Annotated in this window: 8 protein-coding genes and 1 pseudogene; 3 read left to right on the top strand and 6 right to left on the bottom strand. The window is 57.6% G+C overall.

Annotation, left to right across the window (positions count from 1 at the left end; genetic code table 11):
* Positions 1-96: 96 nt before the first annotated feature.
* On the bottom strand, positions 97-1,035 hold the full coding sequence (locus ACOYXE_RS09700) for a LysR family transcriptional regulator (protein ID WP_460928926.1): 939 nt from the start codon (positions 1,033-1,035) through the stop codon (positions 97-99).
* A 120-nt stretch (positions 1,036-1,155) separates the two neighbouring features.
* Here ACOYXE_RS09700 and ACOYXE_RS09705 point away from each other — a divergent pair, with 120 nt between their 5' ends.
* Positions 1,156-2,082: an alpha/beta hydrolase gene (locus ACOYXE_RS09705; protein WP_368968442.1), complete on the top strand. Its 927-nt coding sequence runs from the start codon at positions 1,156-1,158 to the stop codon at positions 2,080-2,082.
* Between the two features lie 111 nt (positions 2,083-2,193).
* Here the strand turns inward: ACOYXE_RS09705 and ACOYXE_RS09710 are convergent, their stop codons facing one another.
* A complete protein-coding gene (locus ACOYXE_RS09710; protein WP_460928928.1) occupies positions 2,194-3,120 on the bottom strand; it encodes a Gfo/Idh/MocA family protein in 927 nt (308 codons plus the stop codon).
* A gap of 188 nt (positions 3,121-3,308) precedes the next feature.
* Here ACOYXE_RS09710 and ACOYXE_RS09715 point away from each other — a divergent pair, with 188 nt between their 5' ends.
* Both ACOYXE_RS09715 and ACOYXE_RS09720 read left to right on the top strand, forming a co-directional pair.
* Positions 3,309-4,358 (top strand): NAD(P)-dependent alcohol dehydrogenase, encoded by a 1,050-nt coding sequence (locus tag ACOYXE_RS09715; RefSeq protein WP_460928930.1) that lies wholly within the window; start codon positions 3,309-3,311, stop codon positions 4,356-4,358.
* Between the two features lie 123 nt (positions 4,359-4,481).
* On the top strand, positions 4,482-5,177 hold the full coding sequence (locus ACOYXE_RS09720) for a tRNA (adenine(22)-N(1))-methyltransferase (RefSeq protein ID WP_342794635.1): 696 nt from the start codon (positions 4,482-4,484) through the stop codon (positions 5,175-5,177).
* A 351-nt stretch (positions 5,178-5,528) separates the two neighbouring features.
* On the opposite strand, the gene ACOYXE_RS09725 is transcribed toward ACOYXE_RS09720, so the two are convergent.
* The 4 genes and pseudogenes from ACOYXE_RS09725 to ACOYXE_RS09740 form a co-directional block, all read right to left on the bottom strand.
* Positions 5,529-5,792, bottom strand: coding sequence for a PAAR domain-containing protein (locus ACOYXE_RS09725; RefSeq protein ID WP_011333757.1), 264 nt, complete (start codon positions 5,790-5,792; stop codon positions 5,529-5,531).
* Positions 5,793-5,884: 92 nt separating this feature from the next.
* Positions 5,885-6,226 (bottom strand): immunity protein Imm33 domain-containing protein, encoded by a 342-nt coding sequence (locus ACOYXE_RS09730; protein ID WP_116029673.1) that lies wholly within the window; start codon positions 6,224-6,226, stop codon positions 5,885-5,887.
* Positions 6,227-6,586: 360 nt separating this feature from the next.
* Positions 6,587-10,920 (bottom strand): annotated as a pseudogene (locus ACOYXE_RS09735) (RHS repeat-associated core domain-containing protein); the annotation flags it as partial.
* On the bottom strand, positions 10,917-13,823 hold the full coding sequence (locus ACOYXE_RS09740) for a type VI secretion system Vgr family protein (protein ID WP_460928933.1): 2,907 nt from the start codon (positions 13,821-13,823) through the stop codon (positions 10,917-10,919). The gene ACOYXE_RS09740 and the pseudogene ACOYXE_RS09735, both read right to left, overlap by 4 nt.
* Positions 13,824-13,899: the final 76 nt, after the last annotated feature.

The following is a 13,899-nucleotide window of genomic DNA, read 5'->3' on the forward strand; positions in this document are numbered from 1 at the left end:
GAGCGTCTGCCCTCAAGTGATCGGTTGTAACGCTTCTATCAGCGCTCCTGACAACATTGCAACTAGCCGTTCCGCCGGGAGCATCAGCTCCCCTTTTCATACAGCGCCAATATCATCAACCAGACATTGTTCCCACGGCGGACAAGGAGACCACGCGTCTAAAAGCTTATCGATGAACAGGCGGATCTTGGGCGAAAGATGTCGTTTGCTGGGATAGATGATCCGGATGGGTTCTGCGGCCTCAGCGTATTCTTCGAGCAGTTGAACAAGCTTGCCGCTGCGTAGTTGGTGGCTCACTACGTACGACGGCAGTGTCGCAATACCCAAGCCCGCCATCGCGCACTCATGCAGCGCTTCCGCGCTGTCCATCTGTAGCCGCCCACCTTGAGTAAAGGCAACCGCTTGGCCGTCTACTCGAAAATTCCATGGAAGTAATCGTCCCCCGCTGACGAAATGCAGACATTCGTGCGTGGACAGTTCTTCGGGCGTTTGCGGCCGTGGATGCTCAGCCAGATAGTGGGGTGAAGCACAGGTGATCATCTGCTGGTACGCCACGGTGCGTGTCAGCAATCGAGAATCCTCTTTCGGCGGGCCAATTCGCATGGCCAGATCAACCCCCTCATCAATGAGGTCTACCAGTCGGTCGGAAAACGTAACGTCGACACTTAGCGAAGGCCAGTCCTTCAGACAGCATTCGATATGCGGGAGAACGTGAAGCCTACCCAGTGCGACCGGCAGACTCATACGCAATCGCCCACTGGGTGTCGAGCGACGAAACGCCAGTGCATCTTCGACATCGTCAAGATCTTGAAGGATGCCAACGCAGCGCTCGTAGAGAACCTGACCGTCGTCCGTCAGGCTCAGACTGCGGGTTGTGCGGTTGAGTAACCGCACTTGCAATCGAGCTTCCAGCCTGACAATCGATTTACCCACTGCCGAACGAGTGAGACCTAATTGCTTGGCAGCTGCGGTAAAGCTTCCGGCATTTACAGAACTCACAAAAGCCGCGATGTCGTTCAGGTTATGAATTTCCATACTTCCTCACTCGATCAACGTTCGGGCGCCCCGGCACTCGCTATGGGGAACCCTATTCCCCAATCAAGAGAATAGTATCTCAATTAGCTAATCCAACGCCCTCCTTCAATCGAGATCACTATGAATACGAAAGTAAAAGCAGCCGTTCAAACCTGGGCCAACAGCCTGAGCGATTTGATACCTGTCCTCAAAGGCATTGATACCACCACGAAAATGAGCGATATCCGCGACGCCTACGCAGGAATGCTCGCGCAAAATCCAGCGCCCACCGGCGTCAGGTTCGAAGCAGTCGACATGGGCGGTGTTCCAGGGACCCTGGTGACACCCGATGAAGTCAAGACCGACGCAGTTGTGATGTACATCCATGGCGGGGCGTATATTGTCGGCCGTCCAGATGGCTACCACGGCATTGGTGGCAACTACGCGAAAATGCTGGGTGCTCGTGTATACATGCCTGACTACCGCCTGGCCCCGGAGCACAAATTCCCCGCATCCATCGACGACACACTGCGCGCCTACGAATGGTTGCTTGAGCAGAAAATCCCGGCTGAAAAAATCGCGTTTTCCGGCGAGTCGGCTGGCGGCGCAATGGTAGTAAGCGTGATGGTGGCGGCCAAATCCAAAGGGCTTGCGTTACCTGCGGTGGGTTCTTCGATCTCGCCTTGGGCAAATCTCGAACACACCGGCGCCTCTATGAGCAACCGTGAGGGCCTGGATCCGCTGAATTCCAAGCCTGTTCTGGATATTCTTGCCAGAACATTCCTTGGCGAGACACTGGCCAACCATCCTCTGGCATCGCCGGTTTTCGCGGACGTCACTGGACTCCCACCCATTCTGATTCAGATTGGCGAGAACGAGCTGATGCTGAGTGACGCGATACGGCTTGCCAGCCATCTGGCGGACAACCGTGTCCGAGTCAATCTCGAGGTATGGCCTGCCATGTTCCACGCCTGGCACTTCTACTCTGCCATGCTGCCAGAAGGTCAACAGGCAATGGAGAGCTCAGTACGTTTCATTGAGGCGGGTCTGGTCGAAGCCAATCGCTGAATAGAAATTCAGACGGCGGGAGCTTTTCAGTTCCCGCCGTTCTGCCTTCAATAGAGCGTCGGCAAGGCAAAAAAAGTAAAGAGCGATTGACCGGTTACGTTGCCCGTCGCACTAATCGTAAAACGCTTCAACCGACACCCGACTGCCGACAAAGAAACTGTCCGCCACCAACCGTAACGGCTGCACATCCAGGTCACTGGCCTTGTCGCCAATCAACTGCTGAAAATGCCGATACACTGCCGCGTACTCACCCTCCTCCGACACGGCCTGACGCACGCCATCGATGCTCAACAACGCGCCGCCGTTATCCAGACGCAGAACACCCTCGGCGCAACGAACTTCGATACTCCACAGCTCATCATGGCCATGGTCGAAGTCGAACTCCGCACGCACATCGAGTTGATGCGCATCAGCCATTTTGATCGACGCAGCGATTGGCGATTGGCAGTTGCTCGGCACGCGCAGTTCGGCGGATTCGACAAACAGCGGCAGCGCCAGCAGATGGGTGACGATCGACAAGGCATTGATGCCCGGATCGAACACGCCGAGGCCGCCGGGTTGCCAGATCCAGGTCTGACCGGGGTGCCATTTGCGCACGTCTTCTTTCCAGTCGATCTGCACGCTTTGCAAAGTGCGCGAGGCGAGCCAGTCGCGCGCGGCTTCGATACCGGGCGCGTAGCGTGAATGCCAGGCAAACAACGCGCTGACACCCTGCTCCGCTGCCTGATCAACCAAGGCCAGCGCCTCGCCCAACGTGGCGCACGGTGGCTTCTCAACCAGCACGTGTTTGCCGGCGGCCAAGGCTTGCTGTACGAGTGCGAAGCGCCCTTGCGGCGGGGTGCAGAAGGCAATGGCGTCCACCGACGGGCCGTTTTCCAGCAACTCACTCAACGATTGGAAGTTTTCCACGCCAGCACAAGGCTTGCCTTGGGTGGCGACGGAGACCAACTGGAAAGCCGGATTGGCGTTGATTGCCGGGACGTGTTGATCCTGGGCTATCTTGCCGTAGCCCACCAGACCGAGACGGATTGGTTGCATCAATGACTCCTGTTTTGATTTTGTTGTCGTCAGTGAATCGGGAGATTACCTGCAAACGCCACCAGCGTCTGTCCGCGCAATGTCACAACAACGCACAGGATCAGGCAAGAATCGCACAGGAATGCACTAGTGCCCGCAGCGCTGAAAAAGAAACAATGCCTTACGACAAACCGATCGAGGATGTTCCCATGCTTGTACAAGCCTACGGCGCCCACGCGGGCGACAAACCCCTTGAGCCGATGCAGATCAACCGCCGCGCGCCGGCCGCCCATGATGTGCAGATCGACATCGCGTTCTGTGGCATCTGCCATTCCGACCTGCACCAGGTACGCGCCGAATGGGCCGGGACACAATTTCCTTGCGTACCGGGACACGAAATCGTCGGTCGCGTGTCGGCCGTCGGCGCACATGTGTCGGACTACAAGGTCGGTGATCTGGTCGGCGTCGGTTGCATCGTCGACAGCTGCAAACATTGCGATGACTGCGAAAGCGGCCTGGAAAATTACTGCGACGGCATGATCGGCACCTACAACTTCCCGACCCCGGACGCACCGGGCTGGACGCTGGGTGGCTATTCGCAAAACATCGTCGTGCATGAACGCTACGTGCTGCGCATCCGTCATCCCGAAGCGCAACTGGCCGCCGTCGCACCGCTGCTGTGTGCCGGTATTACCACCTACTCGCCGCTGCGCCACTGGAACGCCGGCCCCGGCAAGAAAGTCGGCGTGGTCGGCATCGGTGGCCTCGGTCACATGGGCATCAAACTGGCCCATGCTCTGGGCGCTCACGTGGTTGCATTCACTACGTCAGAATCCAAACGCGAAGCGGCCAAAGCGCTGGGCGCCGATGAGGTGGTGGTATCGCGCAATGCCGAAGAAATGGCCGCGCACGCCAAGAGTTTCGACTTGATCCTCAACACCGTCGCCGCGCCGCACGATCTCGATGCATTCCTGGTGCTGCTCAAGCGCGATGGTGCGTTGACGCTGGTCGGCGCACCGGCCACCTCGCACCCGTCGCCGAACGTGTTCAACCTGATCATGAAGCGCCGCACGATTGCCGGTTCGATGATCGGCGGCATCCCGGAAACCCAGGAGATGCTGGATTTCTGCGCCGAGCACGGCATCGTCTCCGACATCGAACTGATCCGCGCCGACCAGATCAACGACGCCTACGAGCGCATGCTCCAGGGCGATGTGAAATATCGTTTTGTGATCGACAACGCAACGTTGGCCGGCTAAACCTCAGCGCCCATTGGCCATTAAGCGCGGCCAATGGGCCATTGAATTCCGTCGCCGGGATTTGACAGGCCCGACGTTGCTCGCCAGAGTTGCACCCCTTTGCCTGCCATCAAGGGGTTGCCGTTGAACGAACAGACATTGTCCATGCGCCTCGAGCGGGTGGCTGCCCACGTACCTGCCGGTGCGCGACTGGCGGATATCGGCTCGGATCACGGCTATCTGCCGGTGGCGCTGATGCGTCGTGGTTTGATCAGCGCGGCCGTGGCTGGCGAGGTTGCGGCGACGCCGTTCCACGCGGCTGAACGCACTGTGCGCGAAAACGATTTGCAGCAGCACATCTGTGTGCGCAGGGCCGATGGTCTGGCAGCAATCAAACTTGACGACGGCATCACCGCCGTCAGCGTCTGCGGCATGGGCGGTGAAACCATCCGCGACATCCTCGACAGCGGCAAGGCTCACCTCAACGGCCAGGAACGTCTGATCCTGCAACCCAACGGCGGTGAACAACCCTTGCGCCAGTGGCTGATGGAAAACGGCTACCGCATCCTCAGTGAAGAAGTGCTGCGGGAAAACCGCTTCGACTACGAAATCATCGTCGCCGAACGCGCCGAACCGGTGAGCTATTCCGACCAGGAACTGTACTTCGGCCCGCTACAGATGCAGGCACGCAGGCCAGAGTTTCTGGCCAAGTGGCAACGCATACTGAACGAAAAGCAAAAGACCCTCGGTCAGTTCGCCCGGGCGCAGCAGGCTTTGCCCGAGGCGAAGGTACGAGAGATCACGCGACAGGCTGAATGGATCGCGCAGTTGCTGGCTTGAGAAGCCGTGGCCGGCAGGTGCGCATGCGCCAATTCCGCGGGCAGGCTCGCTTCCAGATTCTGGTATTGACCTCACGTCAACACTTCGCCCTTTCGTCCCTGGGCTTTGCTTTTGTCACCGTCACACTTGAACGGGAGTCCAAGTGTGACGGTGACGTGATGCTGCCCTCCCTTGAATTACAGTTGAGGGATAACGTTGTAAATCTCTGGCGGAGAGAGTTCTGAGTTCGCTTGAAAACCCTGACGTCATTGCCTTCCTCCGCAGCCGCTACCGCCCACTGCATTCAAATTACATTTCTTCACTAAGGTCAAACGCCACGCCGCTGGCTCTCCGTCAGCGGCATTACAGCACTCAGCTGACGACCGCACCCTTCGGGCCACTGGCAATCAGCGCAGCGCCACAGGCGGTTTTCATGCCATCGAGCGCGATGGGCGTGCCATCGACGGTGTAGGTGCTGCTGCCCTCGGCAATCGGGAATATCCCTTTGCACAACGGGCAACTGACCTTGTGACCGACACCGGCAATCGGCTTGCCATTGAGGTCAGTCCGGGAGAAGGCTTCGAGGACCTTGCCACCGTGAGTGGTGGAGTCGCCCAAGCGAATGGCGTCTTTCATGTTGTCACTCCTTTGACCAAGCCGCTGATATTCCAATTGATCCACGGGATCAATCAAACGCGAAACCGGTGGTGAACCGGCTTCAATACTCCTTACTCAGCCATCCAGACATCTTCATAGCCGGCTGTATCGATGATGAATTTTGCGCCAGTGGGCAGACAAAGATAATTCACAACCTGAGGCAACATTTCACTCAGGTGGTGAACATGGACAGGCTTGTAGAAGTCATCCGCGTCAGAGAACTCACCACAGTGAATAAACCAGCTGATATTGCCGTCTTCCGGCAATTGAACTCTTGTGCCATAAATCGGCGACTTGCCAAGCGAGTCAATAGCGATCGCGACCATCTCTTCGGGCGGTTGCACAGGCATTCCATACTTGCTACAGATTTCTGTTTGCGCCTGGTCCGGATAAACAGCGTCAGCCTTTTGCATAAATCAGATTCCCAGCTTGGTTTTCATACATTTTGAATACGATGATGCATGCCCACCCTGTTTTTTTGAGCAGACGGGGCAGTGTGACTGCACAGCCAACAACGAGGACTGATGCGTCACATCGTTAGTGCCCGTTCGATAATACTCCACCACCAAGGCATCTTTGTGATCAGCAACCATTTTAGGCGCCACGGTTCCACACACCACACAAGGTAGGCCCTGTACCGAGGCGGTTTGCGCCGTAGTAGGCCCACACGCCGAACTTCGAGCGTAAGGCTTTGTAATGCCAGGTTTTGGAGCAAATTGACTCTTGTCGGGAATACCCAGATTGTTCATCGGAACGGTTTTCCCCGTACCGTCTGGGGTATTCGTCAAGCCTAGAGGGTCAATCCAGCCTGTGGGGTTAGGCGCGTAAGCGTAGGTGTTCAAACCACCTGCATAACCTACCGGGTCCTTGCTTATGAATCGACCGACACCAGGGTCATAGTAGCGATGGCGGTTGTAATGCAGGCCGGTCTCGACATCGTGGTACTGCCCCTGGAAACGTATCGGGTTGGGTCCAACCCCAACTGCTGTGCTCGAGCGGAACGTTGCTCACGAACCTCTCCCCATGCCTTGTAGTGAGCACTCCAGGCAATCTCACCGTTCTCATCAGTGAGTTCTAATGGTGTCCCCATACGATCGCACTGGTACCAGGCAATCGCATCGAAACTTTGTACAGTCGGTTGGTGATTCCACAAGGGATCGTCGTCGAGCGTGTAGTCGCCAACATAATCGGGCAGTCCTGACAGTTGTATCGAGCCGTTGGAAACAGCCTGGGCTACCGGAATGTAAGTGCCTGGCTCAAAAACGTAATGAACCGTTCTCCCCGTTCCGTCATCTGCTTGAGCAGGACTGCTTTCCCACGCCAGGTTATCTCCGTCCCAGCCAAATAACGTGAAACCGCAGCCTAACTCTCTTTGTTTACGAGCATGTTCGTTGTGATTCCACTGAGACCCTGCCTCTGGACGCTCCTTGTAGTGAGCATTGGAGTTTTTGTACAGGCGCCGGCCCAACGCGTCATAAGCGAAATCGACACTCAAACGTGCATCGTCGAAATTCACCATTCGATCAAACAGATCCCAGCGCATACGGCTGTAACTTCCGTTGTGCCATCGCTGGATAAGATTGCCACGCTCGTCGTACTCATAGTGAGTACCGGCGTATTCACGCAGGAGGTTATCGAGCAACTTGCTGCGCGGCGTGTCCTGATCAAGCGGTCTTCGAACCTGCGTAACCGCGTCATCCAACAGATTACTGGCCGGATCGAATGCAAATGTTTCGGTGCCCAGTCGGCTGACGGCACTGATGAGACGGCCAACCGGGTCGTAGCGGTACGCCAATGGGCCCCGTCGAGTGTCGTTAATCTCGGTCAACTGGCCCACTGCATCGTACTTATACTCGCGCTTGAGTAGAGTCGATTTGTCGTCAGAGTGCCCCAGCAGTTGCTCCTGAAGCCGCCCAGCCGGGTCCCACTTCTGGGTTTGTAGTAGCCGATTACCTTGATGGCGTGCCACTTCACGGTGCAGATCGTCGCGCTCGTATGCAATCAGATCATGATCGTCCAGTCGTAACCCCAGAAGGTGGCCACTTCCGTAGGTCAACCAGCTCACCTTGTGCCCGTCTGGGCGAACCGTCGCTATGCGTAGATTGAGAACGTCGTATTCATGTTTCCAGACAGCGACAAGAGGCATGTCGAGATCCAGATAGTGCTGGTGTTCACGAATAAGATTGCCGGCAGGATCATGAAACCAGTTCAGGCGACTGTTGCCGTTGCTAGCCATGACCAGACGACCATTTCCGTCATAGGCATACGCTTCACTTTGAGACTCACCGCCCAGATTTGCATGACGATCAGTCAGGCGCCCCATGGAGTCGAAGTTGAACTTGATGACACGCTGGCCATTGAACTTGCTATCCAGGCGCCCGGTTTCAGGATTGTATTGATAGCGAGTCGTGCGTCCGTCGAACCCCCTCTCCTCCAACAAGCGGCCAAGCGGATCGTAGTGAAAGTGGGCGCGTTGTTCGTTCTCGTTCTCCAAGGCAACCAGACGACCCAAACGGTCCCAGCTGTAACGCAGGCTCTGCTCGGCGGCATCTACACGCTCACTGACGAACCCGGCCGCGGTATAACTCCAAGTCGTGCATTGCCCCAATGCATCAACGTGCGCCAGCAGTCGCCCCTCTGCGTCCCGCTCAAAACGCTCTTCCGTTTTGTCAGGATGTTTGATCAGCACCAGCTGACCATTTCTGTATTCGTATTCAGTGCTTTGTCCGGCGGCGTCAGTGAAGCAGATCATCTGGCCACGCGCATCGTACGCCCATGCGCTGGCCTTGCCAGAACAGTCAACGTACTTGGTCAGTTGGCCGGCCTCGTTGTATTCGATCGCTTTTTCATTGCCGTTGGCATCTTTGATGGCAATTGGCAGTCCGGCCTTGTTATAGGCGTACTCCGTCTTGTTGCCTAAAGGATCTATCGCCTCAACAAGGTTGCCGCGGTCGTCATACCCTCTTTGCCACTGACCACCTTCTGCGTCACTGATTTTGATCAGTTGATCATGGTCGTCAAACGCGTAGTACTCGACGCTGTCATCCGGGCGGATGTGTTCAACCATGTTCCCGCGGGCGTCGTAGCTGAAGCGATCGGTACTTCCATCTGTATGAACATGACGAACCAGATTTTTGGCGTCGTCACGAAAGTACCATTCAGAGCGCTCATCCGGATGACGGATGCGATAGGTATAGCCAAGTATGTCGTAGTAATGCCAGGTCTCGTTGCCATACGCGTCCGTCACATAGGTCAAACGAATATTGTCATCCCACTCAAGACGCGTATCGAAGCTGCCATCGTCCGCCCATTCCCGAATAGCCTTTGCGTCGGCGCCACGCCCCTGCCATTCGATGTTCATGCCCCGGGCGGTTCGATCGGTATAGCGAGTGATCAAGTGATGCTCGTACTGATACGACCAAGCGGCTCCATTTTCATCCTGGGCCAGAATCAGATTGCCGAAGGTGTCGTATTGATAACTGCACAGTTGACGCTGAGGCACGCCATCCTTGATCTCCCACAAACCGGTGAGACGTCCGTGATCATCAATTAACGTGCCCAGATGCGAAAGCACTTGAGTGACTTCGTCCTGATAAGTCATCAAGTCCGACAGGATCGATTCGTCACCGTGACGATGCTCGTAATGAAGCATGATCCCGGCACCGTTACGAAGTACAACGCCAGCCAACAGATAGCGCCGACCATGACGGACGTAGGTTTCCTTGCGCTCAAAGCCGTGGCATAACAGCAACTGATCTTCTCTGCTGCGGATCAGCGTGACGTTCTCTATAGGGTCATAGTGAAACAGTCCGACCTTGGGGAGTGGGTAGTCGTGGCTTCTGCCATCGGAGCCAAAAAAGACCAGACCCTCTTCTCGGCAATCGAAGCGTGTGCTCAGTTCGGTTACCCAGCGTGCACCCAATGAGCCTTGGTCATAGGCATCCAGTCGAGAGTTATAGGTTCTCGACCACTCGATTGGAAAGGCACCGGGCAGACTGAAGTCGATATGACGAAGTAGCTCTGAGCCCAGCGAAAAACTAATACTGTGGCAGGTCCCCGTACAAGCGACGTTCTTGTTTGGATTGGCTGCACCTTTGGCCGGTGCTTGATGACTGGAGGCCTCTAATCGACCTTCCCCGGCCTTGCGTTGTGCCTTGCTGGTCGCATTGGGTTTGACGCTCGCGCTCTGACCATGCCCACGGCGCTTGCGCCACGTCAAAACAGCACCGCTGAGCATTTGCAATAACCAGCCGATCGAATGACGTGTACCTGGATCCCCCAACTTGCTCAGTTGGGTTTTTATCTCAGGCCCCATGGCTCGCAAGGTTCCGGTATGCGTCAACACCAGCTTCTTGGCTTGATCCGGAAGCAGATTCCTGGCTGCACTGTTGGCGACACCCTTACCTACTGCTTTGTAAGCACTGAAGGCGGCACCAAAAATGTTCCCGATGGCCGCTTTAGGATCACTGAGCAGTTGATTGCCCGCCGTGGTGATTTTCTGACTGGCCGCGCGTGCATCGCCTTTCGCGTCAAGCTTGCCGTTGACGACGGCCTCAAGCCCTTTGGCAATTTCGCTGACCGCGCTTTCGCCCAGTTTTCCAGCGTCAGCGAGTATCCCGGAAAGCTTTCCTTGGGCTTGTTTGACGAAGTCATCAATCGTGCCGACGATGGTTGCATTCAAATGACCGACCAATACTTCAATCATTGAATCGCCCAACAGCATTTTGACGCTGTTGCGCAGTTCCTGACGAACAAGAAACAGGGTCGGACGCAAGCTCATGCGCGCTGCAGCCATCGTGGGAGGCGCGGGCAAGACACCAATCAGGTTGATGCCCAGGCTCACCCAGTCGAGCAGTTCGCGCTGCTTGCTTTTGGTGAGCGTCACGATATCGCCAAGCGCATCAACCAGCGCCATGATGTTGCCGACAACAGGCAGGGCTCCAGCTACACCCTTGATACGATCCAGCGTAACCACATCGCCACTGATAGATCGCAGCCAGGCATCAAATCGAGCCGCACCGCGCCCGACATCCTGCACATCCAGAGTGTTCAACGGTACAACGGCGACCTGTGGTTCACGTTTTTGCGCACCGGCTGCTTCAGTCATGACAGTACTTCTCCGGTCAGGAGGCTTGGAGTTTTAACAACAGATTTCGAAATCGTCGGCGCTGGCAGGCTCGGCAACTTGCCCGCCTTGCTCGCCGCCCCTAGAAGCCCCGAAGCACTCGGCATGGCCGCACTCGCCAATTTCGGCAACCCGGCCGCTCCGCCCTGCACCACACCCTTCACTTGCTGCGCTGTTTGCATCGCACCTTGCGCCGTCTGCATCGCACTCATCCCTGTTTGCGCCATGTCCTTGCCCTTCTCCAACATGTCCCAACTCTTGCTCGGCAACACCTGCGCGACCATCGCCTGCACCTGACTCGGTACTTCTTCGGCCCCCGGTGGATTCAACGGCCACTCCGGTTTGCCGATGTAACTGCCATCGCTCCAGGTATCCGCCGGATCCTTGCCGAACAGCACCCGCGCAGGCCCCGGTGCAGCACCGGCGACGCTGGCGAAACCCTTGCCGTCGAGCTTGCCCTTGATGCTTTTGCCCAGGGCATCGATGACTTCGTAATCGCCGTCCTTGATGCCTTGGCGCCCGGCGTATTGGTTGAACAATTCCAGATTGCCTTTGCCCGGCTTCGGCGGTTCCGGGAACACGCCGGCCAGACTTTTCGCCCCGGTGTAGGCGAAGTTCGCCGCGTGCGCAGTGTACGGGCCGCTGGTGGCGTGGGTGATGCCGCCGGCGTTGTAGGTGGTGGCGCTGCCGCCGCCCTGGATCACCAGTTCGGTTTTCGCAGTGATGGTGATGCGGTCGGCATTGGCGGTGATGTTGAGTTTGGCCAGCAGGTTGATGCTGTCCTTCAGCGCTCGTACGTCGATGTCGCCGGACGCGGCTACCAGACGCCAGCCCATGCTCTGCACGAACAGGCGCATGCCACGGCTGGCACTGGCGAGCAGGCGTTTGCCGATCGACAGGCTGGTGTGGCCGGTACTGCTCAGCGCCAGGTGTTCGCCGGTGGCAATGTGGCTGGAGCGTGGCGTGGTCAGGGCGATGCCGGCCGGGCTGGCGAGCACCAGATGCGGCTCGGTGAATTCGGGGAATTCGTTGGCGGTGAGGTTCGCCGGACCGCTGCCGAGCACGCCTTGATGCTGGGCGTGCAACGCTTTGGCGACGTCGTCCTGGTCGCCCGCCTCTTGGGCTTGCAACTCTTTGGCTTGAACGGCGAATCCATCCTGCTGATCGCTGGCTGTGGCGAGACGTTCAGCGGTTTCCGGCAGATCCTTGTGGTGCTTGGATTCGTTCGGGCGCGGCTCAGTCGTGATGAGCAGACCGGCCGCCGCACGCACGGCGCCGTGGCGATCGGTTCTTAGTTCAAAACCTTCGCCGCGCGGCTGACCACCGCTCGGGCGCGGATGGGTCAGGTAACCGAGGTTGATTGCACTCGCACCGTGATCACTGCGCAGCGCAATGCTGATCTCGCTGGTGGTATCGTCGATGCGCAGTTCGTTGGCGCGGCTGCCCTTGTATTCCTTGCTCTTGACCGTGGCCAGGGTCTTGAAATCCGGCAGTTTGTACGGCGGCAGATTGGCGCCGTGGTACAGGCAACCGGTGATCAGCGGCTGATCGGGATCGCCTTCCAGAAAGGTGATCAACACCTCCATGCCGACCCGTGGAATATTGATCGAGCCAAAGGTTTCGGCCGCCCAGCTCGACGCGACGCGCATCCAGCAACTGGTCATGTCGTCGTGCTTGCCTTCGCGGTCCCAGAAGAACTGCACCTTCACCCGGCCGTACTGGTCGCAGTAGATCTCTTCGCCTTCAGGGCCGCAGACCACCGCGCTTTGCGTGCCGAGGACTTTCGGTTTCGGGTGATCGAGCGGCGGACGGTACGGGACGTCCCACGGGATGGCGCTGAAGCGATTGCGGTAGCCCTGGTGGAAATCGTCCTTGAGGTCGGTGGTGTCGCTGGTCACCGACTCTTCGAGCACCTGCGGCTGCTTGCCTTCGTGGAAGATTTCGGTGAGCAGCCACAGGTCGTTCCAGGTCGGGTTGGCGTGGTCGGTCAGGGCGAGGAAATGCCCGCTGACCAGAATCGGCTGATCGCTGTTGCCCTCGGCCAGTCGATAGTCGCTGCGATGGCGCTCCAAGGCGCGATTGGCCAGGTGTTTGCCGCGCTCGCGATCGACGAAACGGCCCGGGTAATCGTAGTCTTCGAGGTCTGGCTGGGCGCTGCTTTTGGCATCGCTTTCCAGCTCGATCTTCGGTTTGACGAAGTCGTAATCGCGGCGCGTGGTGCGACTGGTGCGGGTCGCCAGACGCAGGCCGAAACGCTTGACCACCGGTTTGTCGGCGACCAGTCCGGAGTCCTGCTGATAGGCCACTGGCGCGAGTTTCGGGAACACCGTCTGGTCATCGCCGAAAGTCAGTTTGTGGCCGCTGGACGTGTGCTGGAAGTGGTAGTGAATGCCCTCTTCTTCACACAGGCGCTGGATGAAATCCAGGTCGGACTCGTCGTACTGCACGCAGTAGATGCGCTCGGGGTAAATCGCGCTGAGTTGGAAGTGGTAATCGCTGGCGAGGATGCCGTGTTCTTCCAGCACTTGGCTGATGATCTGCTGCACGGTCATCTGCTGGAAAATGCGCTGGTTGACCCGGTGCGCGAGGTACGCCAGTTGCGGGCGCAGGGAAATCTTGTAGCGCGTCAGGCGCTTGCCCGCCTCGCCCTGGGCGATGCTGTAGACCAACCCGTGAATCCCCGTGCCGGTTGGCGACAGCTGAAGAAATGCCAGTTTGTGCAGCACGCTTTCGAGGTTGATCGAGGCCTTTTCACTGACCAGTTCCAGCTCGAATTCGAACGGCGTGTTGAGGGCCTCACGACCGGTGAACGACAGCACCTGGAAATCGCTGTCGATGCCATCGACGGTCAGATTGAAATGAGGCTGGTTGGCCGGTGAGAACATTCCCTTGTCCCTCGCGCAGTGCTGCAACACGCCTCAGGGTGCAAGAGCCTGAGGCGAAGAATTCCTTGATCGAACA

This window comes from Pseudomonas sp. MC6 (genome assembly GCF_054790575.1).

What these genes read in the sequence shown, in the direction of transcription:
- ACOYXE_RS09700 (WP_460928926.1), bottom strand. Translation starts at nt 1,035, where the DNA reads ATGGAAATTCATAACCTGAACGACATCGCGGCTTTTGTGAGTTCTGTA.
- ACOYXE_RS09705 (WP_368968442.1), top strand. Translation starts at nt 1,156, where the DNA reads ATGAATACGAAAGTAAAAGCAGCCGTTCAAACCTGGGCCAACAGCCTG.
- ACOYXE_RS09710 (WP_460928928.1), bottom strand. Translation starts at nt 3,120, where the DNA reads ATGCAACCAATCCGTCTCGGTCTGGTGGGCTACGGCAAGATAGCCCAG.
- ACOYXE_RS09715 (WP_460928930.1), top strand. Translation starts at nt 3,309, where the DNA reads ATGCTTGTACAAGCCTACGGCGCCCACGCGGGCGACAAACCCCTTGAG.
- ACOYXE_RS09725 (WP_011333757.1), bottom strand. Translation starts at nt 5,792, where the DNA reads ATGAAAGACGCCATTCGCTTGGGCGACTCCACCACTCACGGTGGCAAG.
- ACOYXE_RS09730 (WP_116029673.1), bottom strand. Translation starts at nt 6,226, where the DNA reads ATGCAAAAGGCTGACGCTGTTTATCCGGACCAGGCGCAAACAGAAATC.
- ACOYXE_RS09740 (WP_460928933.1), bottom strand. Translation starts at nt 13,823, where the DNA reads ATGTTCTCACCGGCCAACCAGCCTCATTTCAATCTGACCGTCGATGGC.